The following is a 25949-nucleotide window of genomic DNA, read 5'->3' on the forward strand; positions in this document are numbered from 1 at the left end:
GGGTGGATATTCACCCGGTCGGGCGAGAAAGTCCCCCTGAGCAGCCGGTATCCCGCAGTTTGCCGGTGCGGGCGACCGGTTCGATCCAGGATCGCACCGGATCGAACCGGGCGCGAGTGTTTCGGGGCGGCCCTAGAGTGAGATCGTGCCCGGCACCCCGGTCAAGCCGATGCTCGCGGTCACCGGGGAGCTGCCCGCAGGCCCCGGCTGGGTGCATGAGTTCAAGTGGGACGGGGTACGCGCGCTCGGCGACTTCGCCGGTGGCGGCCTGCGGCTCTACGCCCGCTCCGGGGTGGAGATCACCGCCGCCTATCCGGAACTCACCGCGCTCGGGGCACAGTTGCGTGAACGGGAGCTGACCGACGCGGTGCTCGACGGCGAGGTGGTGGTGCTGACCGAGGGGGGCCAGCCGTCCTTCACCGCGCTCGCCGAGCGGATGCACGTCCGGGAGCGGAACCGGGCCGCCCGGCTCGCGGCGAGCCTGCCGGTGACGTACATGATCTTCGACCTGCTGCGGTGGGACGGGACGGACCTGACCGGCTGGCCCTACCTGCGCCGCCGGGAGGCGCTGGAGGCGCTCGGCCTGGCCGGGCCGCGCTGGGCGGTGCCGCCGGTCTTCCCGGACGGCGTCGCCACCTATCAGGCGGCCGGCGAGCACGGGCTGGAGGGCGTGGTCTCGAAGCGGGTCGACGCGGTCTACCGGCCCGGGGTCCGCTCGCCGGACTGGGTCAAGGTGAAGCTGGAGGTCACCGACGACTTCGTGGTCGGCGGCTGGCGGCCCGGCGTACGCCGGCTCGGTGGGCTGCTGGTCGGGGTGCCGGCGTCGGGCGGCGGGCTGGTCTACCGGGGCCGGGTCGGCGGTGGGATCGGCGCGGCGATCGAGCGGGAGCTGCTGGCGGTGCTGGAGCCGCTGCGCGCAGGCGGGTCGCCGTTCGTCACCCCGGTGCCCCGGGAGGATGCCCGGGGTGCGATCTGGGTACGTCCGGAGATCGTGGTGGAGGTGAAGTACGGCCAGCGGACGCCGGACGGCCGACTGCGGTTCCCCCGGATCCGCCGGCTGCGCCCGGACAAGGCGGTAACGGACGTGACCGACGTGGGCGACGTGGGGGAGTGACCGACGTGGGAAATGTGACCGACGTGGGAAATGTGACCGACGTGGGGAATGTGACCGACGTGGCGGACGTCGATGGCACGTGAACAGCGGATCCGGGTCGAGGTCGAGGGCCGGAGCCTTGAGCTCTCCAATCTGGACAAGGTTCTCTATCCGGCCTCCGGCTTCACCAAGGGCGAGGTGATCGACTACTACACGCGGGTCTCGGACGCGCTCCTGCCGCACCTGCGGAACCGCCCGTTGACCCGAATCCGCTACCCGAACGGCGTCGACGGCGCCTTTTTCTTCGAGAAGAACGCCCCGGCCAGCACCCCCGACTGGGTACGCCTGGAGCGGCTGCCGTCCCCCGGCTCCTCCCGGGACCGGGAGGAGCTGGACTACGTGGTCTGTGACGACCTGCCGACCCTGGTCTGGCTCGCCAACCTCGCCGCGCTGGAGCTGCACACCCCACAGTGGAAGGTCGGCGCCGACCCCGACCTGATGGTGATGGACCTGGACCCGGGCGCCCCGGCAGGGCTCGCCGAGTGCTGTGGGGTCGCCCTGCTGCTCCGGGAACGCCTCGCCGCCGACGGGGTGGGGAGCTATCCGAAGACCTCCGGGCGCAAGGGCATGCAACTGCTCTGCCCGATCTCGGGCCGGCAGTCCGCCGACACCGTCTCGGCGTACGCCCGGCGGGTCGCCGAGGAGCTGGCCCGGGAGGCGCCGAAGTCGATTACCGCCCAGATGGCGAAGCGGCTCCGCCCCGGCAAGGTCTTCATCGACTGGAGCCAGAACAACGCGGCGAAGACGACGGTGACGCCGTACTCGCTGCGGGCCCAGCCCACCCCGACCGCCTCTGCCCCGCTGACCTGGTCCGAGGTCGAGACGGCCGCCGAGGGGGAGCCGGGAGCCGTCCGCCAGCTGCCCGCCGCCGAGGTGCTGGACCGGATCGAGGAGTACGGCGACCTGCTGATCGAGCTGCTCGACGGCGGCCCGGAGCTGCCGGTCCGGTGACCGGTGCCGCACGGATACCGGGGGTGAAACCGATCTGAAGCCGCCGGTTGTCATCCTCGACGCCGTCGTGTCCTGAGGACGTATGGGGAGAACGCGTGCCGTACTTCAAGGCGGAACCGGCGATCATCCGCGAGTTCGGCGCCGAGATCGCCGGGCTGGTCGACGATGCCGAGGCCGCACAGCGCTACACCGAGCGGTGGTTGGAGATCAGCGGCGACCGGGGACCGCTCTATCAGACGGCCTTCGACGCCGTCGCCCGGATCAGGGGGACGCTGACGCTCTCGTATGCCCAGTTGGCGAACGTGCTGACCCTCTCCGCCCAGGAGGTGGACCGGGCCGCGGACTACTACCAGTCCACGGACGCCCGGTCGGCCGAGACGTTCGACCGCACGTACTGAGCGGGCCGGAGACGACGACGGCATGGCCGCACCCATCGACGATCTGGTCGAGCCGAAGGCGGCGGACCCGATGCCGGACAGCCTCGAGAACATACTCGGGCTGCCGCAGTACATCAGCCCGTCGTACTGGTTGGGCCGGGCGGCCGAGCTGGTCTGCGGCACCAACCCGTGGCAGTGGCTCGCCGGGGAGCTGACCGGTGACTGGCAGGCGCTGCAGACCGCCGGCGCGGCGGTGCAGAACCTGGCCGGGTTCAACGACGCCTGCGCGAGCGTCATCAACTCCGCCGTCGCGACCGTCGGGTACGGCTGGGAGGGCAACGCCTCAGACGCCGCCGACGAGTATTTCAGCGGGATCTCACAGGTGCTCAGGGGGCAGATCAGCGCCCTCGTCTCGCTCGGGCATCAACTGGAGACGACGGCGTTCAGCGTCTACGAGACGGCCGGCGCCCTCAAGGGCCTGCTGGAGGGACTGACCGATCTGCTGATCGCGATCGGCATCGAGATGGCGGCGACGGCCGCCTCGGCAGCCACCGTCATCGGCCCGCTGCTCGGCGGGGCCAGCATCGCGTTCACCGCCGCGCAGGCGACCGCGAGGTGGCAGCAGATTCTCAGCGTGCAGAACCACATCTGGAACATCGTGCAGGCGTTCACCGGAGTGGTCGCCGGGCTGCTCGGCGAGGTGGAGAACGCGAGCCTGCCGTACCTGCCCTCCCGGGAGTACGACCATCCGGCGGTGCGGCCGCCCAGGGAAACGCCCGTCTCCCACCACCGGGGCTGAAACGGAGTCGACGACACCATGACCCGAGCGGACGACACCCGAGGAAACGACGACGAACCGCTGCCCGACGAGGAACCGCTGCCCGACGAGGAACCGCTGCCCGACGAGGAACCGCTGCTCGACGAACCGCTGCTCAACGTCGCCGGTGGCGACCCGGCACTCTCCCGGCACCTGCGCGAGTCGCTGAGGACGCTCGGGGAGCGTACCGACGACCCGGACTTCCGCCGGCTGGTGGGCGAGGTGCTCGACGGCCGGCGCGGACTGCGCGAGGCGGCCACCTCCCCGGTCTTCGCCTCCGCGCTGGACACCCGGGTGGACCAGTTCATGCGGCGCTGGGAAGAGATCCCCGAGTCGGAGCGGGCCGAGTTGGCCGCCCGGGGCGAGCGGGAGTTCGCCGAACTACGCGAGCGGCTGGCTCGGGAGCGCCGGGACCGGGACCGCTGGCGACGCGACCACCCCGACGAGTGGTGAAGGTCAGCGTGGCAGGCGGCTGGTGTACGCGATAGGTCGTAGCGGGGAGATCCCGGGGTACGGCTCGGACGATTACGAGGCGGTCAACCGGGTGCTTGCGGCGCACAACAACTTGGCGATGTACATTCGCCGAGTGTGCTGATCCAAGCAGGCACCACCCGACGAATCCGATGGTGCCTGCTTTGCCCGCTCGACGCAGGACGTCGCGCTTGGTGACTGCCTATAGATCAGCGTGTGTAGGTTCCGAGATCGCCAAGGTCGATCTGATAGCCGTCCTGGATCTTCTCGTATTCGCCTTCAAAGTAGTCGTCTAGATATGAATGGCCAAGAATGAACCTGTCCGGATTCATGGCGCCGTAGTAGCCGGCATTGGCATTGTCCTCACTGTTGAACAGCACATAGCTTCCCTGCCATCCTGAACCGGATACGCCCCAGCTGATGATGTGATCGATGTACGGGGCGAACTTGGTGAACAGTTTGTACATCAGCGCGTACTCGTACCCAAGGGCGTCGGACTGCCTGACATTGAGCACTGCCGGAGCGATCGCGCCGCCGCCGGGGGCGCTGGTCGGCATCTTCAAGTCAAACTCGGAGTAGGAAATACCGGAAACAAGGCCCTGGTCAACGAGAGTGGCATAGAGGGCCATGGCGTATTGGTTATCGCTGGCCAGGGTCTTTCCAACTGAATCGTGTCCCTGGATACCGATGTCCTCGATAAGTGGTCTTCCGTCGTACAGCGGATCCGAGAGCCATGCGGTGTTCAATTCGCGGACCATATTGTATACGGTCCTCGCTTTGCTGCGGGTAGCAATACCGTAATCGTTGTATGTCAGCTTGGGAGGATTGTCAACAACATAGGCGTCGATGCTGCCGCCACTGTCGTGTCCGTCGAGCTTCATGTACTCGGGAAGATCGGCGTAGTTGGCTTTGTAGGCCGACGCCATCTCGGCGTTGGGGGCCGCGATGTGCGCGTACTTGAAGAGCAGGTAGATGTAATGCTCTTCGAGGTCGCCGCCAATTAGATCGTCCGACATCGCGACAAGCCAGTTGGTGTGTTTGAGGCTGGTTCTCCAGTTGTTCGGGTCCTGGGGGATGAGTTCGCTGTGACGGCTTTCGTGGACCTCTTCGTTGAGTACGTCCCACGAATTGAATGGGATTACTCCGCGGGATGTGCTTGAGCCGTACTTCGTATCCGTGGTCAAGAAGTGCCGCATCACGTACATTGCGTGATTGAACTGCACCCTTCTGGACATTTCTTTGCCTACCGGAACCGTCGTTGTAACGCCGTTGCCCAATCCGTAGAAATTGGTTGTGCCGTTATATCCGGAGGGAAGGGTCGCGGGAATAATCTGTCTCATCCATGTGGGGGCCTGGTTGTACCATGCCAGGACATGGGCGTGAGACTTGTACTCTCCGGGAACTCCGGAATCCCTGATCGCTTGATAGGCGTCGGTCGGGAAAGTATATTCACCTAGGCCAGGCGTGGTGTCCGCGCCGCTCAATGCCTCGCCAGTAACGCTCTTCAGCCAGCTTGGGCCGGTGGGATGCGTGCTCTCGGCCTTGAGATTGTTGCCGTCGACAAAGATCTCATAGTGCCGGGCTCTGGTTCCGGTTACTGGTCCGGTTCCGATCGCGCCAACCATGAACCGGCCATTTCCCCTGTTGTAAACACTCTTCAAAGGCGCTACGACACTCTGATTTTCCCTGTCGACCACGTCGGGAAGCGCAACGCCGTTGGGATCGGGTGCGGTTATCTTGATATCGGCGACAAGAAGCGTGCCAGTTTCTGCGGGACGACTTGTCTCGCCATGGAGCTCAAGAACGAAGTTCGAGGACATGCCCACCGAGGCGGTAACGCTGTGGTGTGCCCGCAACCAGCTTTCGCCGTCGTGGCTACCGACCCAGTCAGGGTTGAGATTGTTGTACTCGTAATCTCTGAGGTAGCTGTCGAGGTTGGAGTCGGCGTTTCTTATTCTCCACCTCATGTACTTGCCCTGCGCGCTCTTGGGATAGTACACATCAAACTCAATGGTTGAGCCTTCTGGGACATCTACCGTGGGAGACAACGGAGATTGAACGGTGATTCCGCCAAACGTGCTCGTCCCGTTATGGGCATAATTGATCTTGAGCACATCAGCTTTGCCTTCGGAATCCGCAAAAGGATACGGGATCATTTCGAATGTGCCACCAGCAAAGTCGGCGGGGACACGGCTGTCGAGGGGGGTTCTTGCGGTCCAGGCATTGGTGGGCGCGGAAACCTCTATAGCTATTTTGCCGGGGCCCGGATCAAGGCGAAAATACGGATCCGAACCGTCCGCTTTGATCTTGCCTGCGAAATTTTCCATTGCACTTTCAAGCCAGGCTATGGCTTCGTCGGCCCAGAAAACTGGTGCCCTGCGGGCGAACCAGAGTGCAAGATCAAGACCTTTGGTTTCATGGGAGTACACCCAGGGGAAGGCCTTGTTTACGTCGGATCCGCCGCGCGCACGGGAGATCTGGAGCGGGAATTCCGCGTTGCCGGTCCTCAGAGCTTCGGCTTGTGTGATGAGATTGTTCAGTTCATCTACAACTCCGGAATGTCGGGCGCCCTCAAGGTCCACGGCTTGAACTTTGTCGGCGTCGGCCGCAGCGGCCGGGACGGGGGCAACCGCGAACACGGAGAACAGTATCATGACTGCGAGACAGCGGTAGGCCCTGATCAACGGTCTATCACTCTTCATTTTTCAGTTGCTCCCTTTCTTGAGGCAACTTGCTAAAGGTTCTGGCCATGGGTGGCTATTCGGCGGGCGAGGCTGGCGTTGCGTCCGGCACCTCGTTCCTGTGGCTGGCGGTAGCTCTGACCGCAGATGGCCATGATGTGACCGTGGTGCGTCAGGCGGTCCAGGGCCGCATTGGCGACCAACCGTTGCCGAACACATCGCCCATTCCCCGGGGGACGCGGGCCCTGTCGGAAAGATCTGTTCGCCCGAGTGGGCGGCAGCCGCTTCGCTGCCAACTCTCCGGAGTTCGGCACCCTACCCTGCTGGCGGTGCGGCGCGGCCAGCCCGAAACTTTCGGTCTCCATCCGATACTTACGAGAAACCTAAGAGTCCGAGCATGGGCGTGTCAAGGTTCGCCTATGCGGGTGAAGTGGCCCGACCAGGTGGCCGCAGTGGGGGTCAGACACCAGGCGATCTCGCGCTTGCCGCGCCGGGCTGGTCCCTAGGCAAGATCCACATCTGGTATCGCCTTGCGACGCGGGGCGCGAGGGCGTCCACCTCGTGCTGGACTCCGTCCACGTGCGGGAGTGCCTGCGGAGGCGGCGTGGGCGTCTTCTGACTTCGTTACGGTGTCCAGTCTGTACTTCTACGCACCTAATCTCGCAACTTTCGGGGAGAGCGCCATGAGCTCGGCCGCGATGCGGACCTGCTGAAGAAGACTCGCCGTGGCAATGGCCGGACGCCGGCAGTCATTCCCGCACCGACGGGCGATCACCGGCCTCGTCCAGTCGCTGGCCGTGGAGCACGCGAAGCGCGTCGAGTGCGACCGCGGTGAGAACGCCGCGGCCGACACCGGCGCGGCCGAGCAACTCCATCCCTCGAGTGATGGCGACGAAGTAAACGGCCAGCGATTGCACGTTAGCGTCCTCTGGGATTTCCCCGCTCTCCCGCGCATGTTCCAGGCATTGAGCGTAGACACCGGCGAGCTGTTCGATGCCATCCTTCGCGGCCGTCGAGAGCGGATCCTCCTCACCGGTCGATTCGACCAGCGCACGCGTGGTAAGCGAGACCCGCCGATCGCTGCTACTGAACTCGATCGCCATCACGAGCATGTGACCACGAATGCGTTCCAGCGGCGAAGCGTCATCGTGTCCGAGCGCTTCCGAGACGGCGCGCGTCGCCTCGTCCCGATCCTCGGAGAGCGCCCGGAAAAATAATTCCCGCTTCCCGCCGAACGCATTGTACAAGCTCTGCTTCCCCAGGCCGGTCGCCCGTACAAGATCATCCAGTGTCGCAGCGGCAAGGCCGTGCACGGCGAACACCTCACTAGCGCTGCTGACGACATCGCTCTCGAGGAACTTGCGGGGACGAGGCATGTGAGCAAGCTTACGTTATTGACCATACGGTCAAAAACCTGCTAGCTTGGTTGGGCGCGCATCGGTGAAGCCACGACGGAGGCGTCGTCGACCTGGGAGACGGCGTCGTCACTCGACTCCTGTCGGACGGCAGAAACTCATGTCCTTCAGACACCAAGCATCAAGGGAAGAGCACAAGTGATAAGTAACGAAGAGGTTGTTCGTGAGGCATACCGGCTCTCGGAAGGGAACGTCCTCGATGGAGACGGTTTTCGCGCCCTGTTCAGCGAGGACGGGACGTTCAATGACGTGCCGAATTCGCTAACCTTCCGCGGGGACCAAATTCCTCAGGCGCTGACGGGCTTCGCAAGCGTTTTTCCCGACGTCCACCGTGAGCTTCTCGAAGTGCATGCGCTCGGTGACGTCGTTGCCGTCAAACTCCGAATTCAGGGCACGCATCTCGGCGGGTTCCCGACCCCGATCGGCGAAATCCCGCCGACCGGTAACCGGATCGACGTGCCGACGGCGGATCTCTGGTATCTCCGTGACGGAAAGATCGAAAGGTTCGACTGTTACAACGCAGCGAATGTGCTGCTCGCTCAGATCGGGGCCAGCCCCGATTTCAACTCGGCAATCGAGGCCGCCAAGACAGCCGCCACAGGGGCGTAAGTCTACGCGCGTCGCCGAGTACGCTACAGAATCCCCGAAGTGGCCGGCCGCACCACCAGGTGGCCACCGCCGCAGCCACCTTGGTGGTGCTCGTCGGGTGGCCTTCCCTCGACGTGGAAATTGGCGTACCGACCAACTGCAGGCTCACTGCGGCCGCCGGCGCCACAAACCCCGGGCTGATGAACGCGCCCTGCACGGAACTGCGACAGCATCATTCGTTCTGCGGGCAGTGCTGGAGGCCCAGCTTGTTGTGGCAGGAACGGCGGCGCCCGCCAGGCGGTGCCAGCGTTGCGCAGCTGGTCGACCTTCATGAAGGTGCCCAGGTTGGTCAGCAGGGTGGGCAACGACGACACGCTGGCACCGGGCTGTCCACCGTCGATCAGACAGCATGTGGACGTCTGCTGGCCGGGTGACAGCTCAGTCCACGCTGGGCAGCGGCGGGCCGAGCACGTCGTCGGCGTCGACGATCGTGTACGCGTACCCCTGCTCGGCGAGGAAGCGCTGCCGGTGTGCCGCGTATTCCGTGTCGATGGTGTCCCGGGAGACGACCGTGTAGAAGTGCGCCTGCCGACGGTCCGCCTTGGGCCGGAGCACCCGACCGAGCCGCTGCGCCTCCTCCTGCCGGGAGCCGAAGGTGCCGGAGACCTGGATCGCCACCGCCGCCTCCGGCAGGTCGATGGAGAAGTTGCCGACCTTGGAGATGACCAGGGTGGAGATCTCGCCGGCCCGGAAGGCGTCGAAGAGCCGCTCCCGTTCCCTGTTGGTGGTCGAGCCCTGCACGATCGGCACGCCCAGCGTCTCGCCCAGCTCGTGAAGCTGGTCGATGTAGGCGCCGATCACCAGCACCTGGTCGTTCGCGTGCCGCTGCACCAGCGCCTTCACCACCGGCAGCTTGGTCCGGGCGGTCGCCGCCACCCGGTAGCGCTCCTCCGGCTCCGCGATCGCGTACGTCATCCGCTCGGCGTCGGTGAGCGTGACGCGTACCTCGGTGCAGTCGGCCGGGGCGATCCAGCCCTGCGCCTCGATGTCCTTCCACGGCGCGTCGTACCGCTTCGGGCCGATCAGCGAGAAGACGTCGCCCTCCCGGCCGTCCTCCCGGACCAGGGTGGCGGTCAGGCCGAGCCGGCGCCGGGCCTGGAGGTCGGCGGTGAACCGGAAGATCGGCGCGGGCAGCAGGTGCACCTCGTCGTAGATCACCAGGCCCCAGTCGCGGGCGCCGAAGAGGTCCAGGTGGGTGAAGGCGCCGCCGCGCCGCGAGGTCAGCACCTGGTACGTCGCGATGGTGACCGGGCGGATCTCCTTGCGCTCACCGGAGTATTCCCCGATCTCCTCCTCGGTCAGCGAGGTGCGGGCGACCAGCTCCCGCTTCCACTGCCGGCCGGCGACGGTGTTGGTGACCAGGATCAGCGTGGTCGCCTTCGCCTCGGCCATCGCGGCGGCCCCGACCAGGGTCTTGCCGGCGCCGCAGGGCAGCACCACCACCCCCGACCCGCCGGCCCAGAACTGCTGCACCGCCTCCCGCTGGTACGACCGCAGCTCCCAGCCGGGCTTTCCGTCGGCGCCCTCGGTGGCCAGCTCGATCGGGTGCGCCTCGCCGTCGACGTAGCCGGCCAGGTCCTCGGCCGGCCAGCCGAGCTTGAGCAGCGCCTGCTTGAGCCGGCCCCGCTCCGACGGGTGCACGACCATCGTGTCGTCGTCGACCTTCGCGCCGAGCATCCCGGCCAGCTTCTTGCTCTTGGCGACCTCGATCAGCACCATCCGGTCCACGGCCCGCAGCACCAGGCCGTGCGTGGGGTGCGCGACGAGTTGCAGCCGGCCGTACCGGTCCATCGTCTCGGCGACGTCGACCAGCAGGGCGTGCGGCACCGGATAGCGGGAGAAGCGTAGCAGCGCGTCGACCACGCCCTCGGCGTCGTGCCCGGCCGCGCGGGCGTTCCACAGCCCCAGCGGGGTCAGCCGGTAGGTGTGCACGTGCTCCGGTGAGCGTTCCAACTCGGCGAAGGGAGCGATCGCCATCCGGCAGGCCAGCGCGTCCGGATGGTCGACCTCCAGCAGCAGGGTCTTGTCCGACTGCACGATCAGTGGTCCGCCGCTCACGCTCACGCCTTCCCGTCCGAGGGTCGGACCGCCTCCGGGCCGACCCTCCAGTCTTGCACGATGGATAACGAACCGGAAAAATTCTTCATCTGGTGCAACCGAAGTGGCACTCCCATGCGTCTAGCTGACGACGGCTTCTGGGGAGGGGCAGAGCAGATGGTACTGGCGCGTCTCGGCACCGGTCTGATCACTCTAGCGGCGGTCGCCCTGTTCGGCGCCGGTGCGTGCGCGTTTGATCCGCAGTCCGACGGTTCGGGAGCCGGGGGCCCCGCGCCGGTCGGGGCGGCGGAGGACGCAACGGGGGCGAGCGCGCCGCCCGCGCCGGACGAGGAGGCAGCGTCCGACGAGGCCGCCGAGCCGAGTCCGACCCCGCGCCGGAGCACGCCGACGACCAGGCCGCCGAGTCGGAAGCCGACGCCGAAGCCGACCACCGACTCACCGGAGCCGAAGCCGGCGGCCGGCTGCCCGCAGGGGGAGCGGCAGCGCGAGGTCGAGACCTACCTGGCCCGGTTGGGCGGGTTCGGCAAGGTCACCGTGGACGGCCGGCAGTCGGCCGCCGACTGCGCCGCCATCAAGAAGTTCCAGCGCCGCTACGACATCCGGCCGCCGGAGGGTCGGGCCGGACCGCTCACCGCCGACGTCGCGCGGCGGCTGGCCCGCACCGACACGGACCGGTGCAAGGCCGGCAGCGGCACCACCTTCTGCATCGACCTGACCCAGCAGACCGTCTGGGCGATGCGCGGCGGCACCGTGGTGATGCCGCCCACCGTCACCCGGACCGGCATGCCGGGGTACGCCACCCCGGCCGGCACCTACAAAATCAACTTCCGGAACACAAAGGAGTGGTCCGACCCGTACGAGGTCTGGTTGCCGTACTGGCAGCGGTTCGTCGGCGGGATCGGCTTCCACGAGACGACCACCTACCTGCACAACAAGTCGATCGGCTCGCACGGCTGCGTCAACCTGCTGCCGAGCGACGCCCGCCGGATGTGGCAGCTCGGCAAGGTCGGCACCCGGGTGCACGTGATGGGCCGCCGCCCGGGGACCTGACGCGGCCTCGGGGCGCCGCCGGAGGACGAGGACCCGACGCGACTTCGGGTCGTCGGACCTGTCATATCCGCCGGCCGGATGCGAGTCTTGAAACCCGGAGCAGACGCCCGTGGAGGTTCGCATGACGGTCGACCGCGAGGTGAGGTCAGAGACAGACCCTCCGACCGGCCCGGATCCCGCCTCGGAGCCCGCCCCGCCACCCGTCTCCCGGGCCACCCTGCTGGCCTACGCCGTGGTGGCGGCGCTGCTGGTCGGCTGGGTGCTCTTCGGGTGGCTGGTGCAGCGGCAGGGCTTCGTCAACTCCCTCGGCGAGGGGCTCGGTGCCGCCTTCACCCTGCTGCTCATCGTCTCCGTCGTCGGCTCCGTCCGCCGCCACCGCCGCGACTGAACCGGCTTCTCCTTCTTCGCCTACCCGGCCTCGTGGAGGACGGCGGCGGTGATCCGGTGCAGGGCGAAGGTGTGCAGCGTCTCGGTGCGCTCGTCCTCGGCCCGTAGGTAACCGGCCCCGATCGAGACCGGACGTACCAGCCGGGACGCGGTGGCGCCGTGCGCGTCGACGTACCCGACCCAGACCAGCGCCCTGTCCCGGACCGCCTGCTGGAGCACGGCGAGCGCCTGGGTGTGCGCGTGGGCGGTCGCCACTCCCGGGGCGGCGCCACCCGGCCGGCCGGCGTCGCGGACCGTGCTCGGTGCCCGGCGGGCGGCCCGGGCCGCCGCGTCGCCCCGGCGGATCTGCTCCACGATTCCGAGCAGCCGGGGCGTGGTCAGCCTGGGGGTGGCGAGCGGATCGGTGACCCGGTTGGCGATCGAGCCACGGGCGGGGGCCCGGCGCATCTTCGGCCGGGTCAGCACCGTTGCCCCGCTGGCATCCTCGGAGACCGGCGCATAGCCGGCGTCGCGCAGCGCGGTGAGCAGCCGCCCCACCAGGTGCGGCGTGACCAGCACCGTCGGGGCGAGGCGGCGCAGCGACATCGGGGCGAGCCGGCGGTCGGCGAGCACCTCGGCCAGCAGCGCCTCGTCGTCACTGCGCAGGTACGACCCGGCCGAGCCGGCCCGGAGCCCGCCGTGCTTGCGGGCCACGTCGTCGACGAGATAGGTCAGGCTCTGCGGGACCGGGGTACGGGACCGGCGTTTGAAGAGTGTGTGCAGGTCCTCGGCCGCGTACCCGGCGTCCAGGGCCCGCCGCACGCTCCCCGCGGTGACCCGGTGCACGCTGGCCCCGCCCGCCGACTCCTGCTCGGCCACGGTCGCCAGTTCGGCGGCGAGCGTCGGCTCGGGCGGTCCGGGCACCACCACGGTCAGGTCGGCCTGCACCAGGAAGTGGTCGACGGGTGCCGGCAGCAGCGCGTCCAGCGCCCGCACCGCGGCGGAGCCGCCGCCGGCCGCACCGGCCGCGTCCGGCCGGACGCCGAGCGGGTCGTCGCCGGGCTCGCCGAGCCGGCTGTCCCCGCCGCTCCACCGCGCCAGCAGCAGCCGGCCGTAGGTGGTGAGCGCGCCGAGCCCGGTGACGCCGAGCAGGGCAGCCTCGGCCAGCACCTCCCGCTGGCCGGTCTCCCGGCCGAGACTGCGCCGGGGCGCCCGCCAGGCGAGCAGGTCGACCACCTCGTCCGGGCCGGGCGCGGTGCCCGGTTCGAGACCGGCGAGTACGTCGAGGACGGCCTGCCGCACCGCCGGCACCCCGGCCCGCTCCGCCTCGGCGGAGAGTACGGTGATCGGCCGGTCCCGCTCGTCGCGCTGGCCGACCAGCCCCACCTGCCGGGTCATGGTGAGCCAGGCCCGAGCCAGGTGCTCCCAGCGGTGCGCCAGCGAGGCGTCCCGCCAGCCCTCGTAGCCGGCGGCCGGCAGCATCTGCTGGTCCGCGCCGTTGCGGGTGGTGGCCGCCCCGGGCAGGTCGAGCTCGCCGGCCAGGCCCGCCGCGTATGCCACCTCCAGCAGCAGCGCGGCGGTCGACTCGTCCAGCCCGGTGGCCTTGGCCAGTCGGCGCAGGTCGCGTACGCCGAGCCCGCCGGAGCGGAGTACCGGGGCGGGTTCGGCGGCGAGCTGGTCGAGCAGCGCCTCGGTGTTCCGTACCGCCTCCATGGCCTGCCCGGCCCCGGCCGAGTCGGCGGCCTTCGGCTCCCGGGCGGCGCCGGCCACCGCCGGCGGCTGCGGGCGCAGCGGACCGAGCGGTCCGGTGTCGCGGCGCAACAGCAGGCCGACCTCCCGGGGCAGCTCCACGGCGGCCGGTGCGGCGGCTCCGCCGGCGGTCTCGGGGACCGGCACCAGCAGGCGGTTCTCCACCAGCCAGGAGACGGGCGCCGCCGCGCTGCCCGCTCCGGGTGCGGCTGGGCCGCCCTCTGCGGCTGGGGCGCCCTCTGCGGGCGGGGCGGCGGCCGGCGCCGGCAGAGTGCCGACCGGCGGCCCCGCAGCGAGCCGGTCCAGGATCGCCCGGGCCGGCGGCGGGGCGGCCAGCAGGGTACGGCGCAGCCGGGCCGGGTCCGCGACCAGCGCGGCCGCTTCCGGGTCCAGCTCCGCCGCCGGCCGGCCCAGCCCCGCCGGGTACGGCGGGCAGACCTCGTCGACCGCCGGCACGACCCGCAGGGCGTCCACCGGCCCGTAGAGCAGGAAGAGCGCCCGGAGCCGGTCGACGGCGGCCCGGACCGCGGCCCGGTCCACCCGGCGGCCGGTCCCGGCGGCCAGGGCGAGGATCGCCTCCGCCGACGTCTCGGCGCGACCTCCCGCCCCGGCATGATCTGTGTCACGGGTCAGCCGGGCCGCGTCCATGATCCGCAGGGTGAATTCGTCGAGCCCGTCCAGCGCCCGCGCCACCGACACCCGGGACTGGGCGCGGATCGCCAGGGCGGACAGATCGGTCGGTACCGGCACGACGAGATCGGGACGCAGCCGGAAAAGGGCGGCCAGCGCCTCGTCGGGCAGCGCCCGCAGGTGGTCGGCGAGTGTGCTCATCGTCGTTCCACGCTATCCGGCCGGGCCCCGGTCGTGCGCGTCGGACGCCGACGCGGCTGCCGGCCGTCGCACCCGCCGTGCGCGTTGGTCGCCGCCGCGCCGGGCCGTCGCACCTGGCGTGCGATCATGGCGGCGTGGCTGCCCCAGCGGTCGGGTTCGACCTCGACATGACCCTGATCGACACCCGGCCGGGGATCGCCGCCGCCTACCGGGCGCTCACCGCCGCTACCGGGGTGTACGTCGACGCGGACCTCGTGGTGAGCCGGCTCGGCCCGAAGCTCCGCACCGAGCTGCGGAACTGGTTCCCGCCGGAGCGGCTGGACGAGGCGGTCGAGATCTACCGGTCGCTCTATCCCGAGTACGCGATCACGCGGTCCCGCCCGCTGCCCGGCGCGGCCGAGGCACTGGCCGACGTCCGGGCGCGGGGGCTGCGGGTGGTGGTCGTCACCGGGAAGTACGGTCCGCTGGCCCGGCTGCACCTGGACCACCTCGGTCTGCCGGTCGACGACCTGGTCGGCGAACTCTTCGCGGCGGAGAAGGCGACCGCGCTGACCACGCACGGCGCGGAGCTCTACGTCGGTGACCACGTCGCCGACATGCAGGCGGCGCAGGCTGCGGGCATACCCGGGCTCGGCGTCACCACCGGGTCGCACGACGGTGACGAGCTGCGCGCGGCCGGCGCCGACCTGGTCCTGGCGGACCTTACCGGATTCCCGCAGGCGCTTGCGCGGGTGATGCGGCTAGCCTTGTGAGGACAGCAATCTCATCAGGGGAGTCGAGGTTCAGGTGCCGACGGGTCGAGTGAAGTGGTACGACGCGGCCAAGGGATACGGATTCGTCACCAGTGACGAGGGTGGCGACGTGTTCCTGCCGAAGGGCGCGCTGCCGGCTGGTGTCACCGACCTGAAGGGCGGCCAGCGGGTCGAGTTCGGCGTCGTGGACAGCCGCCGGGGCGCGCAGGCGCTCGGGGTGAAGCTGCTGGACGCGCCACCGTCCATGGCGGAGCTTCGCCGCCGGCCGGCCGAGGAGCTGCACGGCCTGGTCGAAGACATGATCAAGGTGTTGGAGGCGAAGGTCCAGCCGGACCTGCGCCGGGGCCGGTTCCCCGACCGGAAGACCGCGCAGACCGTGGCTCAGCTCGTCCACGCGGTCGCCCGCGAACTGGAGATCTGAGGGGTCAGCCCGGCCGTCGCCGCCCGACCGAGCAGGGCGTCGACCGCGGCCCGCCCCTCGTCGCCCAGCTCGGCGGTGAACTCGTTGACGTAGAGCGCGATGTGTCGGTCGACCACGTCGCGCTCCATCTCCTGGGCGTGCGCGAGCACGTACTCCTCGGTGCTGGCCGGGTCGGCCCAGGCCCGGCGTACCGAGTCGCGGATCCAACCGGCCGCCTCGACCGGGTCGACGCCGCCCCGGCGGGCCAGGATGGCGCCGAGCGGGATCGGCAGGCCGGTCTCGCCCTCCCACCATTCGCCGAGGTCGACCAGGGCGGTCAGGCCGTGTCGGGGATAGGTGAACCGGGCCTCGTGGATGACCAGCCCGGCGTCGTACCGGCCGGCCGCCACCGCCGGCATGATCTCGTGGAACGGGACCACCTCGATCCGGGCCGGGGGCCGCCGCGCCGACCAGAGCCGGAACAGCAGGTACGCCGTGGTCCGGTCGCCGGGCACCGCCACGGTCGCCCCGGTCAGGTCGGCGTCGCCGGCCCGGTCCGGCCGGGTCAGCACCAGCGGCCCGCAGCCCCGGCCGAGCGCCCCGCCGCAGGGCAGCAGGTGGTAGTCGTCGAGCAGCCAGGGCAGCGCCGCGTAGCTCACCTTCACCAGGTCGTACGCCCCCCGCTGCGCGGCGGTGTTGGTGACGTCCACGTCGGCGTAGGTCACCTCCATCGGCGGGGCACCGGGGACGAGCCCGTGCACCAGGGAGTGGAACACGAAGGTGTCGTTGGGGCAGGGCGAGATCGCCAGCGAGAGCGCCACGCCGCCCACCGTAACCCCACCCGCTCCGGCCGCCACCCGGATGGGCACCGCCGGTCGGCCAGATCACGTCCGCCCCCGAGTGTCGCGGGTTGGGTATCGGGCGCCGGCGGCTCAGAGCTGCTGACCGACCAGCCCGAAGGCGGCGGTGAGGGCCGCGAAGGCGGCACCGATCTGCCACGCCGAGCGGTCGCGCGGCCCGATCGGGTTGGAGATCGTACGCAGCTCGGCGAAGGGCAGGCCGGCGTCGGCGGCTGCGGTCGCCACCCCGTACCCCTCCATGGCCTCGGCCACCGCGTCCGGGTGCCGGGCCAGCAGGCCGGTGCTGGTTGCGGCCGTGCCGGTCACCGTGCTCAGGGTGAGGACGGCGCCGGTGACCGCCTGCGGTAGCCCGGCCCGCAACACGTCGAGCAGTGCCGGGTCGGCGGGCAGCGCCGTGACGCCGAAGCCCAACTCGTCGAGGGGGAGGAAGCCGCCCGGCGATTCGGCGCCGAGGTCGGCCGCGATGCTGCGGGTGGCGACGACGGTGCCGCCCACCGCGACCCGGCCCGGGAATCCGCCGCCGATGCCGACGCTGAGCACCCCCCGGTACGACCGGCCGGCCGCCTCGGCGAGTGCGATCAGCCGGGCGGTGCCGGCGGCGGCCGCGGCCGGGCCGACCCCGACGGGGGCGACGGTCACCCCGTCGCCGACCAGGCCGGCGCGTACCGCCTCGGCCTCGGCCGGGACGGCGGTGACCACCAGCAGCGTCCCACCCACTACGTCCCCCGCGATTCCTGGCGGGAGCCGTCGTCGCCCGGTCCCGATCCGGGTACGGCGGACGACGGCCGGTAGATGTGGTAGCCGGGGGGCGCCAGTCCCGGATCATCCTCGGCCTTCTCCACCGGTACGTCTTCGGCAGCGGGCACATCGGCGGAGGGCCCACCGCCGGAGGCGGGTGCGGCGGCGCCGGAGGCGGGTGCGGCGCCGCCGGCCGGTGCGGCGCGACCGCCGGCCGGCGCGGGGGAGGTCGGTGCCGTGACCTCGGCCGCCGCCCGGCCGGAGAGCCGCTCGCCCCGGAGCCGACTGGCGGAGACGACCGCCCAGACGGTCCCGGCGGCGGCGAGGGCGGTGAGTATCCCGATCCCGATCCGCCCCTCCACGGGCACCAGCCCGAGCCCGCCGCCGGCCACGAAGGCGAGCATCAGCACCGTCTCGGAGTGCGCGAACGCGGTCGCCCGGAGCCGCTCCGGCACGCGCTCCTGGATCGAGGCGTCCACGGCGAGCTTGGCGACGCCGCTGATCACGGCGGTGACCAGGCAGAGCAGCGCGACCAGCAGCAGCGAGAAGTGGAGCGTGGCCAGCACCCCGACCGCGGTCACCAGCACCAGGCCGGTGGCCTGGAGCACCACCGGGCGGTGGATCCGCAGCCGGGTGCCGAGGGCGGTGGCCAGAAACGTCCCGATGCCGAGCCCGGCCCCGATCACCCCGAGGGCGACCTCGGCGCCGTGTTGCCGGCCGAAGAGCTCGGTCTCCAGGTCGCCGGCCTTTATCGCGAAGGCGAGGAAGAGCAGCAGGAAGCCGTAGCCGCCGCGCAGCGCGGCGCTGCCGACCAGGGCGGCGACCACCAGCCGGCCGCCCGGGCCGCTGCGGCTGAGCGCACGCTCCCGCCCGTTGCGGCCTGGGCGGAGCGCGCGGAACGCCCTCGGCACGGTCTCCGGGGGATCCGAGTCGGCCCGGGGCGGCAGGCGGAGCGCGATCACCATGCCGACCAGGAAGATCACCGAGGCGACCCGGAGTGGCCACTGCGGGCCGAACCAGAACGCTGCCACCCCGATCGGCACGACCAGTCCGCCGGCGATCGAACCGTAGACGCTGGCCCGGGCGCCGGCCTGGGAGAGCCCGATCCCGTCCGGGAGCAGCCGGGGGACCGCCGCCGACCGGGCCACCCCGTAGGCGCGGGAGAGCGCCAGCACGCCGAAGGCGGCCGGATAGAGCCCGAAGCCGTGGATGTAGTCGGAGATCAGCCAGGCCAGGAAGGCCCGGCCCAGCATGGTGGCGGCGAGCGCGTACCGGCGGCCGTGCCGGAAGTGGTCGAGCAGCGGCCCGACCACCGGGGCGAGCAGCGCGAACGGCACCATGGTGACCAGCAGGTAGAGCGCGACCTTGCTCCGCGCCTCGCCGAGCGGGGCGTTGAAGAAGATCGTCCCGGCCAGGCCGATCGTGATCAGGGTGTCGCCGGCGCAGGAGGCGGCGTGCAGGTCGAAGAGGCGCACCATCCCGACCTCGCCGCCGGCACCCCTGGTGCGTACCCGGGCCACCCGGCGCGTCGTCCAGCGGGCGCTGCCGAGCGAACCTCGGAAGAGCAGCCTGACGGCACGGAACGCCGTACCGACGACGCGTCCGGGTATCGATCGCCCAGAGCGGCTGAACAGCGGCATGAGGACCATCCTCGCCCATCTGGTCGGTGACCGTCGGATCTGTGCCGAGATATGTCTGCGGTGAAAACAGCCGGGGAGTGCCGCCGACCCGCCGTCAAGGATAGGCAAGAATGGGTGGGTGACCAGGAGCAGCACCTCGCGCACGGCCCGCCTCGACCAGGTCTGCGCCACCGCCGTGGACGTGGCGCGGGCCGGGATCACCGAGGTCGACCCGGCGGAGGTCGGCGACCACCAGGGCGTCATCGCCGAGGCCGACCGGCTCGTGACGCACTTCTTCGAGTGCCGGCTCGCCGGCTACCGGGGGTGGCGCTGGGCCGTCACGGTGACCCGGGTGCCGCGCAGCCGGCACGTCACGGTCTGCGAGACCACCCTGCTGCCCGGCCCGGACGCGCTGCTGGCGCCGAGCTGGCTGCCGTGGCAGGAACGGCTCCAGCCGGGTGATCTCGGTGTCGGCGACCTGCTGCCCACTCCGGCCGACGACGAGCGGCTCGCCCCCGGCTACCTGCTCTCCGACGATCCCGCGGTGGAGGAGACGGCCTGGGAGCTGGGGCTCGGGCGGGCCCGGGTGATGTCCAGGGAGGGGCGCTCCGACACCGCCCAGCGGTGGTATGACGGCGACCACGGCCCGGCCGCCCCGATCGCGGTCGCCGCACCGCGCAGTGCCCGCTGTGGCACCTGCGGCTTCTATCTCCCGCTGGCCGGTGCGCTGCGCCAGTCCTTCGGGGTCTGCGGAAACTTCTACGCCCCGGACGACGGCCGGGCGGTCAGCGCCGACCACGGCTGCGGCGCGCACTCCGAGGCGTTGGTCGAGGCGGCCGAGGTGCCGGTCGAGGAGTTGCCGACCATCTACGACGACAGCGAGGTCGAGGCGGTCGCGGTGGGTCGGGCGTCCGGCCCGGCCGAGACCGGCGAACCGTCCGAGCCGTACGGGCAGGGCTGAGGTCGGAACCCGCTCACCTGCCGCTGCGGCGGCGACGGCGGTTGGCGTCGTGCCGGATCATCACGGCCAGCCCGGGAAACCCGACCACGACACCGGCGAGGCAGATCCAGAGCCAGTTCTCCCGGCCGGTGTCGGCGAGCCAGCCCCGGAAGAAGATCAGCAGCACCAGCCCGACGGCCGCCCAGACGACGATCCCGGCCACGGCGAACGGCACCATCGGTGGATCGAGTGGCTCGATCGGCGGTTCCTCGGACACCGTTCCAGCGTACGGCCGTACTGGTAGGGGTTGGTAACGAGGCGGGCCTTTGCCGGTAACGGTTGATCTGGGACGATGCCCCGATCACACTCGTACACCCCCTGCGAGGACGCGATGAACAACGCCTTCGACCGGTATTTCGAGATCACGGCGCGCGGCTCGACCCCGGGCCGGGAGGTGCGCGGTGGGCTCGCCACGTTCTTCACGATGGCCTACATCGTGGTGCTCAACCCGCTGATCCTGGGCAACGCGGTCGACGGGGACGGTGCGCAGCTGGCCATTCCGGCGCTGGCGGCGGCGACCGCCCTGGTGGCCGGGGTGATGACCATCCTGATGGGTGTGGTCGCCCGGTTCCCGCTGGCGCTGGCCGCCGGGCTTGGCGTCAACGCGTTGGTGGCGTACGAGATCGCGCCGCAGATGACCTGGGCCGACGCGATGGGCCTGGTGGTGATCGAGGGTGTGATCATCGCCGTCCTGGTGCTCACCGGGCTGCGTACCGCCGTGTTCCGGTCGGTGCCGACGCAGCTCAAGACCGCGATCGGGGTCGGCATCGGGCTCTTCCTGACCATCATCGGGCTGGTCGACGCCGGCTTCGTCCGCCGGATCCCGGACGCCGCCGGCACCACCGTCCCGGTCGGGCTCGGCATCGGCGGCAAACTGGTGACCTGGCCCGCCCTGGTCTTCGTCCTCGGGCTGCTGCTCACGCTTGTGCTGGTGGTGCGCCGGGTCAGGGGCGCGATCCTGATCGGCATCCTCGCCTCGACCGTGCTGGCGATCGTGGTGGAGGCGATCGTCAAGGTCGGGCCGTCGTTCGTGGACGGGCAGCCCAACCCGTCCGGTTGGTCGCTCAACGTGCCGAGGCTGCCGGAGACCGTGGTGGACACCCCGGACCTCTCCCTGCTGGGCCACTTCGACCTGCTCGGTTCCTGGCAGCGGGCCGGCGTGCTCGTCGCGATCATGTTCGTCTTCACCCTGCTGATCACCGACTTCTTCGACACCATGGGCACGATGGTGGCGGTCGGGCAGGAGGGCGGGCTGCTGGACGAGCAGAAGATGCCGCCGCGTACCCGGGAGATCCTGCTGGTGGACTCGATCGCCGCCGCGGCCGGCGGTGCGGCGAGCACGTCGAGCAACACCTCGTACATCGAGAGTGCGGCCGGGGTCGCGGAGGGGGCCAGGACCGGGGTGGCCAACCTGGTCACCGGCGGGCTCTTCCTGCTGGCCATGTTCCTGGCCCCGCTGGTCGTGGTGGTGCCCTTCGAGGCGGCCTCGACCGCGCTGGTGGTGGTCGGCTTCCTGATGATGACCGCGGTCCGGACCATCGACTGGACCGACTACGAGATCGCCATCCCGGCGTTCCTCACCATCGTGCTGATGCCGTTCACCTACTCGATCTCGAACGGCATCGGGGCCGGGGTGATCAGCTACGTGCTGCTGAAGGTGGCCCGGGGCAGGGCCCGGGAGGTGCATCCGCTGCTCTACGGGGTGGCCGTGCTCTTCGTGCTCTACTTCCTGCGTGGCCCGCTCGAGACCGTGCTGTTCTAGCCTGTGGCACACCACTCGCCGTCCGTCGGCACCGTGCCGACCGGGCGCCGAGTCCCGGTGACCGTGGTCATAATCGGTGGTCGTTAGCCTGGCTTATTAGTTAGGCTAACGACTGTGACGGAGTGGACGGTGATGGCGAAACGCATGTCCCCCGCGCAGCTTGCGACGGTGCTGCGGGACGCGATCACCCGACTCAACCGACGGGTACGGCAGACCCGGCCGGTCGGCGACCTCACCGGGACCCAGCTCTCCGCGCTGACCAGCCTGGAGCTGGCCGGTGCGCTGACCCCCCGCGAGCTGGCCGACACCGAGCGGGTGCAGCCGCCGACCATGACCAAGATCGTTGCGAAGCTGGAGGAGCGCGGCCTCGTGCAGCGCACCCCCCATCCGACCGACGGCCGGCAGGTCATCCTGGCGACCACCGACACCGGCCGCGCGATGCTCGCCCAGTTCGACCGGGCCCGCAACGAGTGGCTGGCGGGTCGGCTCGCCGAGCTGACCCCGGAGGAACGCGACGCGCTCCAGCGCGCCGCGGAGATCCTGCAGAAGGTGGCGCGCGACTGACCGCCGCCGGGGATCGGGTCCGCTTCGTCCGCGAGGACCTTCAGGCCGCAACGTCGAGGCCGAGGGTCGAGGATGACGCGTACGACCCGAGGAGGCGCACCCCGAGTGCGGGCAAAGCTGAGCACCATGTTCCAGTCCCTGACGGTCCGCAACTACCGGCTCTTCGCCACCGGTCAGCTGACCAAGCTGATCGGCGTGTGGATGATGTTCACCACCCAGGACTGGCTCGTCCTGAACCTCTCGGACGACTCGGCGTCCGCGCTCGGCGTGGTCATCGCGTTACAGTTCACCCCGGTGCTCCTGCTCACCCTCCTCTCCGGCCGGCTGGCCGACCGCTACGACAAGCGGCTGCTGCTCTTTCTCGCCAACACCACCTGGAGCGTGCTGGCGCTCGGGATGAGCGTGCTGGTGCTCACCGGCATCGTCCAGCTGTGGCACGTCTTCGTCTTCGCCGGCCTGCTCGGCGTGGCGAACGCGGTCGAGACGCCGGTGCGGCAGTCCTTCGTCTCCGAACTCGTCGGCACCCCGCTGCTGCCGAACGCGCTGGCGCTCTCCGCCGCCACCTTCAACTCCGCCCGGATCATCGGCCCGGCGGTGGCCGGGTTGGGGATCGCCCTCTTCGATGTCGGCCCGGTCTTCCTGGTCAGCGCGCTCAGCTCGATCGCCCCGGTGGTCTGCGTGGTGCTGATGCGCCCGGCCGAGCTGCACCGTGAGAAGCTTCCGCCGCTCGGCGAGCGCGGGTCCGCCCGGGTGATCGACGGCCTCCGGTACGTCGCCCGCCGCTCCGACCTGGTGCTGCCGATGGTGCTGATGTCGGTGCTGGGGTTGTCGCTCTTCAACTTCCAGCTCACCCTCTCGGCGCTCGCCAAGACCACCTTCAACACCGGAGCCGCCTCGTTCGGCCTCTTCACCACCGCCCTCGCGGTCGGTGCGCTGGTCGGGGCGCTCGCCGGCAGTGGCCGGCGCAGCCGCCCCTCGGTCTGGGTGGTGCTCGGCGCTGCCGTCGCCACCGGGCTCTGCGGCACGCTGGTCGGGCTCGCACCGACGTACTGGCTGGTGGTGGCGCTGCTGCCGCTGACCGGTTTCTTCATGGTCTTCTTCGCCCAGGCATCCAACCAGCGGGTGCAGCTCGGCGTCGACGCGGCGTTCCGGGGGCGGGTGATGTCGCTCTGGGTGCTGGTCTTCCTCGGTAGCAATCCGGTCGGCGCACCGATCATCGGCTGGATCGCCGAACGCTTCGGCGCCGGGGCGAGCATCTGGATCGGCGGCCTGATCTCGCTGACCGTCGCCGGTGCGGCGCTGGTCTGGCAGTTGCATCGCACCGGCACCCGGCTCCGGCTGCGCATCCTGCCGCTGCCCCGCTTCTACGTCGTGCACCCGGCGGACACCTGAAAGGGTAGTCCCCGCAGCTCGCAGCCTGCCTGCGGCGGCTGCCGGCGATCCGGTGACCGGCTCGGCGACCTGCGGGCGTCGGGCCCCTCTGGTTAGCTGGCCACATGCTGCGCGTGCGACTCCTGGAGTGCCTGGCCGCCGACCAGGCCCGGCTGCGGCAGGTCGCCTCCGCCGATCTGGCCGCCCCCGTGCCGGGCTGCCCGGGCTGGACGGTGGCCGACCTGGTCCGGCACCTCGCCCTGGTCTATCTGCACAAGGTGGAGTGCATGCGGGCCGGGCGGATGCCCGCGGCGTGGCCGCCGGACGTCTCCGGGGTGGAGCCGTTGGCCCTGCTCGACCGGGCCTGTCTCGCGCTCCGCGCCGAGTTCGACGCCCGGGACTCGGCCGCGCTGGCCCCCACCTGGTATGACCCGGACCAGACGGTCGGCTTCTGGCTCCGGCGGATGGCACAGGAGACGGTCGTCCACCGGGTCGACACCGAGCTGGCGACTGTCCAGCCGGTGACGGAGATCCCCGACGACCTCGCCACCGACGGCATCGACGAGGTGTTACGGATCTTCCTCGGCTACGGCACCCGGCGGTGGCCGGAGGAGTTCGCCGCCGTACTGCCTGACGCGGCGGTCCAGCTCGTCGCCACCGCCGGGCCGACAAGCTGGCTGGTCCGGCTCGGCCCCGAGGGCGCGACGGTGGTCTCCGACCCGGCCGATCCCGTCACCCGGGCCGACTCCGTCACCCGGGCCGACTCCGTCACCCGGGCCGAGCCCGTCACCCGGGTCGAAGGGCCGGCGGCTGGCGGGGCAACCGCGACCATCAGCGCCGCGCCCGAGGAGTTGCTGCTCTGGCTCTGGCGGCGCTCCGCCGACGACGCCGTCGGCTGGGCGGGCGACCGGGCGGCCGTCGACCGGTTGCGCCTGGCTCTCGCCCCGGCGACCAGGTGAATATTCGTTCACCGCAAAACCGGTGGCGGGGCGGGTTGCCGCCGGTTAGCGTCCGAGGATGTGGCCATCGTGCATGCTCTCGCGCTGCCGCTGGCACTTCTTGCCGTAGCCTGCCTGCCGGCCCTGGTGGCCGCGCTGGTCTTCGCGGACGAGCTGCTCGACCGGTGCGCCGGCTGGCTCGCCGACCGCCGGGACAGCCGGCGGTCGCGTCGCACCATAGACCGGCTCGACCGGACGTTCGAAGTGGATGTGCTGACCCGACAGGTCGACCCCACCCAGCTCGACCGGGTGGAGCATCCGGCGATCGAGCGCATCGCCGCCGACCTGCGCCGGCTGGGCGACCAGCGGCGCAGCGTCGCCGGGCGGTCCCGGCTCTGGCAGGATGCGGTGCTGGAGGCGTACGACGACCGGCTGCGCCTGGCCAGCCGGTGCCTGGGCGTGGCGGAGCACCTCGGCGACCTCGACGGGGTCGACCGGGAGATCGAGCGGGTACGCGTCGAGGGCGAGTTGCAGGCGGCCGGCCTGGTCCTTGCCTCTCCGCAGACCGGCCCGCGCCAGGGTGGCAGTTGAGTCACCGGCCACCGCCCCGCCCGCCGGAAAGAATTCCCCGGTGCGGCTCTTCGTAGCCATCTACCCGCCGCCGGAGGCGCTGGACGACGTCATGGCGCAGGTGCGCCGGCTCCGGACCGGCGCGGCGGCCGACGCCGGGATCAACGTCCGGCCGGCCGCCCGGTCGAACCTGCACGTGACCGTGGCGTTCCTCGGCGAGGTGCCGGACGACCGGTTGGGCACGGTGCAGGAGGCGCTCTCCCGAGCCGTCGAGCTGTGGCACCGGCCACCTCTCCGCCGCCGTCGCTCCCGCTCCGGCGAGGAGACCTCGGCCGCTGCCGAGCATCCGGGCTCGTCCGGCCGGCCACCTCCCCGGTTGCGGCTCGGCGGTGGTGGACGGTTCGGCCGGGGGCGGTTCACGGTGCTCTGGGTGGGGCTGCTCGGCGAGGTCGATGCCCTGCACAGGCTGGCCGAGACGATCCGGCGGGAGTTGCGCCGATCCAGGATCCCGTTCGACTGGAGGCCGCTGCGACCGCACCTCACCCTGGCCCGTCCCGGCGACCGGCTGGACCGGGCGAGCATCGACGAGGACCTGAGTGTCCTCGACAGCTACCTCGGGCCCTGCTGGCCGGCCACCGAGCTGGTGCTGGTCCGCAGCCACCTCGGCCCCCGGCCGACGTACGACCGGCTGGCGGCCTGGCCGCTCGGTAGCTGACCTCCGCCGCCGGGCCAGGATCCCTCGCGGCCGGCGGTCGGCGTCAGAAGGCCTCCCCTGCGGCGGCGGCCCACCGGGGACCTGCGGCGGTGG

Annotated in this window: 27 protein-coding genes; 17 read left to right on the plus strand and 10 right to left on the minus strand. The window is 70.6% G+C overall.

The window, feature by feature from the left end:
* Window positions 1-145: 145 nt before the first annotated feature.
* From ligD (ACN28C_RS08195) to ACN28C_RS08215, 5 genes are all read left to right on the plus strand, one after another.
* Window positions 146-1114, plus strand: a complete 969-nt coding sequence (gene ligD / locus ACN28C_RS08195; protein WP_422772930.1) for a non-homologous end-joining DNA ligase — start codon at window positions 146-148, stop codon at window positions 1112-1114.
* A 72-nt stretch (window positions 1115-1186) separates the two neighbouring features.
* Window positions 1187-2104, plus strand: coding sequence for a non-homologous end-joining DNA ligase (ligD, locus tag ACN28C_RS08200; RefSeq protein WP_422772931.1), 918 nt, complete (start codon window positions 1187-1189; stop codon window positions 2102-2104).
* A 95-nt stretch (window positions 2105-2199) separates the two neighbouring features.
* Window positions 2200-2502, plus strand: a complete 303-nt coding sequence (locus tag ACN28C_RS08205; RefSeq protein ID WP_422772932.1) for a type VII secretion target — start codon at window positions 2200-2202, stop codon at window positions 2500-2502.
* A 22-nt stretch (window positions 2503-2524) separates the two neighbouring features.
* Entirely contained in the window at window positions 2525-3280 is a 756-nt protein-coding gene (locus tag ACN28C_RS08210) for a WXG100 family type VII secretion target (RefSeq protein WP_422772933.1), read from the plus strand.
* Window positions 3281-3298: 18 nt separating this feature from the next.
* Window positions 3299-3751, plus strand: a complete 453-nt coding sequence (locus tag ACN28C_RS08215; protein WP_422772934.1) for a hypothetical protein — start codon at window positions 3299-3301, stop codon at window positions 3749-3751.
* Window positions 3752-3978: 227 nt separating this feature from the next.
* Here the strand turns inward: ACN28C_RS08215 and ACN28C_RS08220 are convergent, their stop codons facing one another.
* The 3 genes from ACN28C_RS08220 to ACN28C_RS08230 all read right to left on the minus strand — a co-directional run bounded on the left by ACN28C_RS08220 (window position 3979) and on the right by ACN28C_RS08230 (window position 7826).
* The gene (locus ACN28C_RS08220) at window positions 3979-6096 is read right to left on the minus strand and encodes an endo-1,4-beta-xylanase (protein ID WP_422774583.1); all 2118 of its coding nucleotides are present in this window, start codon (window positions 6094-6096) and stop codon (window positions 3979-3981) included.
* 407 nt (window positions 6097-6503) lie between these two features.
* On the minus strand, window positions 6504-6815 hold the full coding sequence (locus ACN28C_RS08225) for an ATP-binding protein (RefSeq protein ID WP_422772935.1): 312 nt from the start codon (window positions 6813-6815) through the stop codon (window positions 6504-6506).
* A gap of 384 nt (window positions 6816-7199) precedes the next feature.
* Complete coding sequence (locus ACN28C_RS08230; RefSeq protein WP_422772936.1) at window positions 7200-7826, minus strand: TetR/AcrR family transcriptional regulator; 627 nt, start codon at window positions 7824-7826, stop codon at window positions 7200-7202.
* A 177-nt stretch (window positions 7827-8003) separates the two neighbouring features.
* Between ACN28C_RS08230 and ACN28C_RS08235 the strand changes: the two genes are divergently transcribed.
* On the plus strand, window positions 8004-8474 hold the full coding sequence (locus ACN28C_RS08235; protein WP_422772937.1) for an ester cyclase: 471 nt from the start codon (window positions 8004-8006) through the stop codon (window positions 8472-8474).
* 23 nt (window positions 8475-8497) lie between these two features.
* On the opposite strand, the gene ACN28C_RS08240 is transcribed toward ACN28C_RS08235, so the two are convergent.
* Window positions 8498-8818 (minus strand): hypothetical protein, encoded by a 321-nt coding sequence (locus tag ACN28C_RS08240; RefSeq protein WP_422772938.1) that lies wholly within the window; start codon window positions 8816-8818, stop codon window positions 8498-8500.
* 73 nt (window positions 8819-8891) lie between these two features.
* The gene (locus ACN28C_RS08245) at window positions 8892-10571 is read right to left on the minus strand and encodes a DNA repair helicase XPB (RefSeq protein ID WP_422772939.1); all 1680 of its coding nucleotides are present in this window, start codon (window positions 10569-10571) and stop codon (window positions 8892-8894) included.
* 156 nt (window positions 10572-10727) lie between these two features.
* Between ACN28C_RS08245 and ACN28C_RS08250 the strand changes: the two genes are divergently transcribed.
* Complete coding sequence (locus ACN28C_RS08250) at window positions 10728-11621, plus strand: L,D-transpeptidase family protein (protein ID WP_422772940.1); 894 nt, start codon at window positions 10728-10730, stop codon at window positions 11619-11621.
* Between the two features lie 121 nt (window positions 11622-11742).
* Window positions 11743-12009: a hypothetical protein gene (locus ACN28C_RS08255; RefSeq protein WP_422772941.1), complete on the plus strand. Its 267-nt coding sequence runs from the start codon at window positions 11743-11745 to the stop codon at window positions 12007-12009.
* A 20-nt stretch (window positions 12010-12029) separates the two neighbouring features.
* Here the strand turns inward: ACN28C_RS08255 and ACN28C_RS08260 are convergent, their stop codons facing one another.
* Window positions 12030-14567 carry a helicase-associated domain-containing protein gene (locus ACN28C_RS08260; protein ID WP_422772942.1) on the minus strand — a complete coding sequence of 846 codons (2538 nt, stop codon included), beginning with the start codon at window positions 14565-14567 and terminating at the stop codon, window positions 12030-12032.
* 134 nt (window positions 14568-14701) lie between these two features.
* Here ACN28C_RS08260 and ACN28C_RS08265 point away from each other — a divergent pair, with 134 nt between their 5' ends.
* Window positions 14702-15319, plus strand: a complete 618-nt coding sequence (locus ACN28C_RS08265; protein ID WP_422772943.1) for an HAD family hydrolase — start codon at window positions 14702-14704, stop codon at window positions 15317-15319.
* 34 nt (window positions 15320-15353) lie between these two features.
* The gene (locus ACN28C_RS08270) at window positions 15354-15740 is read left to right on the plus strand and encodes a cold-shock protein (protein ID WP_101368382.1); all 387 of its coding nucleotides are present in this window, start codon (window positions 15354-15356) and stop codon (window positions 15738-15740) included.
* Here the strand turns inward: ACN28C_RS08270 and ACN28C_RS08275 are convergent.
* From ACN28C_RS08275 to ACN28C_RS08285, 3 genes are all read right to left on the minus strand, one after another.
* Window positions 15701-16540 (minus strand): 1,4-dihydroxy-6-naphthoate synthase, encoded by an 840-nt coding sequence (locus ACN28C_RS08275; protein ID WP_422772944.1) that lies wholly within the window; start codon window positions 16538-16540, stop codon window positions 15701-15703. The two genes, ACN28C_RS08270 and ACN28C_RS08275, sit on opposite strands and share 40 nt — an antisense overlap.
* A 111-nt stretch (window positions 16541-16651) precedes the next feature.
* Window positions 16652-17296, minus strand: coding sequence for a futalosine hydrolase (locus tag ACN28C_RS08280; RefSeq protein ID WP_422772945.1), 645 nt, complete (start codon window positions 17294-17296; stop codon window positions 16652-16654).
* Entirely contained in the window at window positions 17296-18957 is a 1662-nt protein-coding gene (locus tag ACN28C_RS08285; protein ID WP_422772946.1) for an MFS transporter, read from the minus strand. The genes ACN28C_RS08280 and ACN28C_RS08285 overlap by 1 nt, the downstream gene beginning before the upstream one ends.
* Before the next feature lie 100 nt (window positions 18958-19057).
* Between ACN28C_RS08285 and ACN28C_RS08290 the strand changes: the two genes are divergently transcribed.
* A complete protein-coding gene (locus ACN28C_RS08290) occupies window positions 19058-19897 on the plus strand; it encodes a DUF3027 domain-containing protein (RefSeq protein ID WP_422774584.1) in 840 nt (279 codons plus the stop codon).
* Window positions 19898-19910: 13 nt separating this feature from the next.
* Here ACN28C_RS08290 and ACN28C_RS08295 read toward each other — a convergent pair whose 3' ends face one another.
* On the minus strand, window positions 19911-20114 hold the full coding sequence (locus tag ACN28C_RS08295) for a DUF2530 domain-containing protein (RefSeq protein ID WP_422774585.1): 204 nt from the start codon (window positions 20112-20114) through the stop codon (window positions 19911-19913).
* Window positions 20115-20228: 114 nt separating this feature from the next.
* On the opposite strand from ACN28C_RS08295, the gene ACN28C_RS08300 reads away from it, so the two are divergent.
* The 6 genes from ACN28C_RS08300 (at window position 20229) to ACN28C_RS08325 (ending at window position 25856) form a co-directional block, all read left to right on the plus strand.
* The gene (locus tag ACN28C_RS08300; RefSeq protein ID WP_422772947.1) at window positions 20229-21698 is read left to right on the plus strand and encodes an NCS2 family permease; all 1470 of its coding nucleotides are present in this window, start codon (window positions 20229-20231) and stop codon (window positions 21696-21698) included.
* A gap of 114 nt (window positions 21699-21812) precedes the next feature.
* A complete protein-coding gene (locus tag ACN28C_RS08305) occupies window positions 21813-22262 on the plus strand; it encodes a MarR family winged helix-turn-helix transcriptional regulator (RefSeq protein ID WP_421495537.1) in 450 nt (149 codons plus the stop codon).
* Window positions 22263-22367: 105 nt separating this feature from the next.
* Window positions 22368-23654 (plus strand): MFS transporter, encoded by a 1287-nt coding sequence (locus tag ACN28C_RS08310; RefSeq protein WP_422772948.1) that lies wholly within the window; start codon window positions 22368-22370, stop codon window positions 23652-23654.
* 104 nt (window positions 23655-23758) lie between these two features.
* Window positions 23759-24592, plus strand: a complete 834-nt coding sequence (locus ACN28C_RS08315) for a maleylpyruvate isomerase N-terminal domain-containing protein (RefSeq protein ID WP_422772949.1) — start codon at window positions 23759-23761, stop codon at window positions 24590-24592.
* Between the two features lie 60 nt (window positions 24593-24652).
* Complete coding sequence (locus ACN28C_RS08320; RefSeq protein WP_422772950.1) at window positions 24653-25162, plus strand: hypothetical protein; 510 nt, start codon at window positions 24653-24655, stop codon at window positions 25160-25162.
* Window positions 25163-25253: 91 nt separating this feature from the next.
* Window positions 25254-25856: a 2'-5' RNA ligase family protein gene (locus ACN28C_RS08325; RefSeq protein WP_422774586.1), complete on the plus strand. Its 603-nt coding sequence runs from the start codon at window positions 25254-25256 to the stop codon at window positions 25854-25856.
* Window positions 25857-25949: the final 93 nt, after the last annotated feature.

Origin of the sequence: Plantactinospora sp. WMMC1484, from assembly GCF_049315195.1 — a bacterium.
Lineage (GTDB): Bacteria > Actinomycetota > Actinomycetes > Mycobacteriales > Micromonosporaceae > Plantactinospora.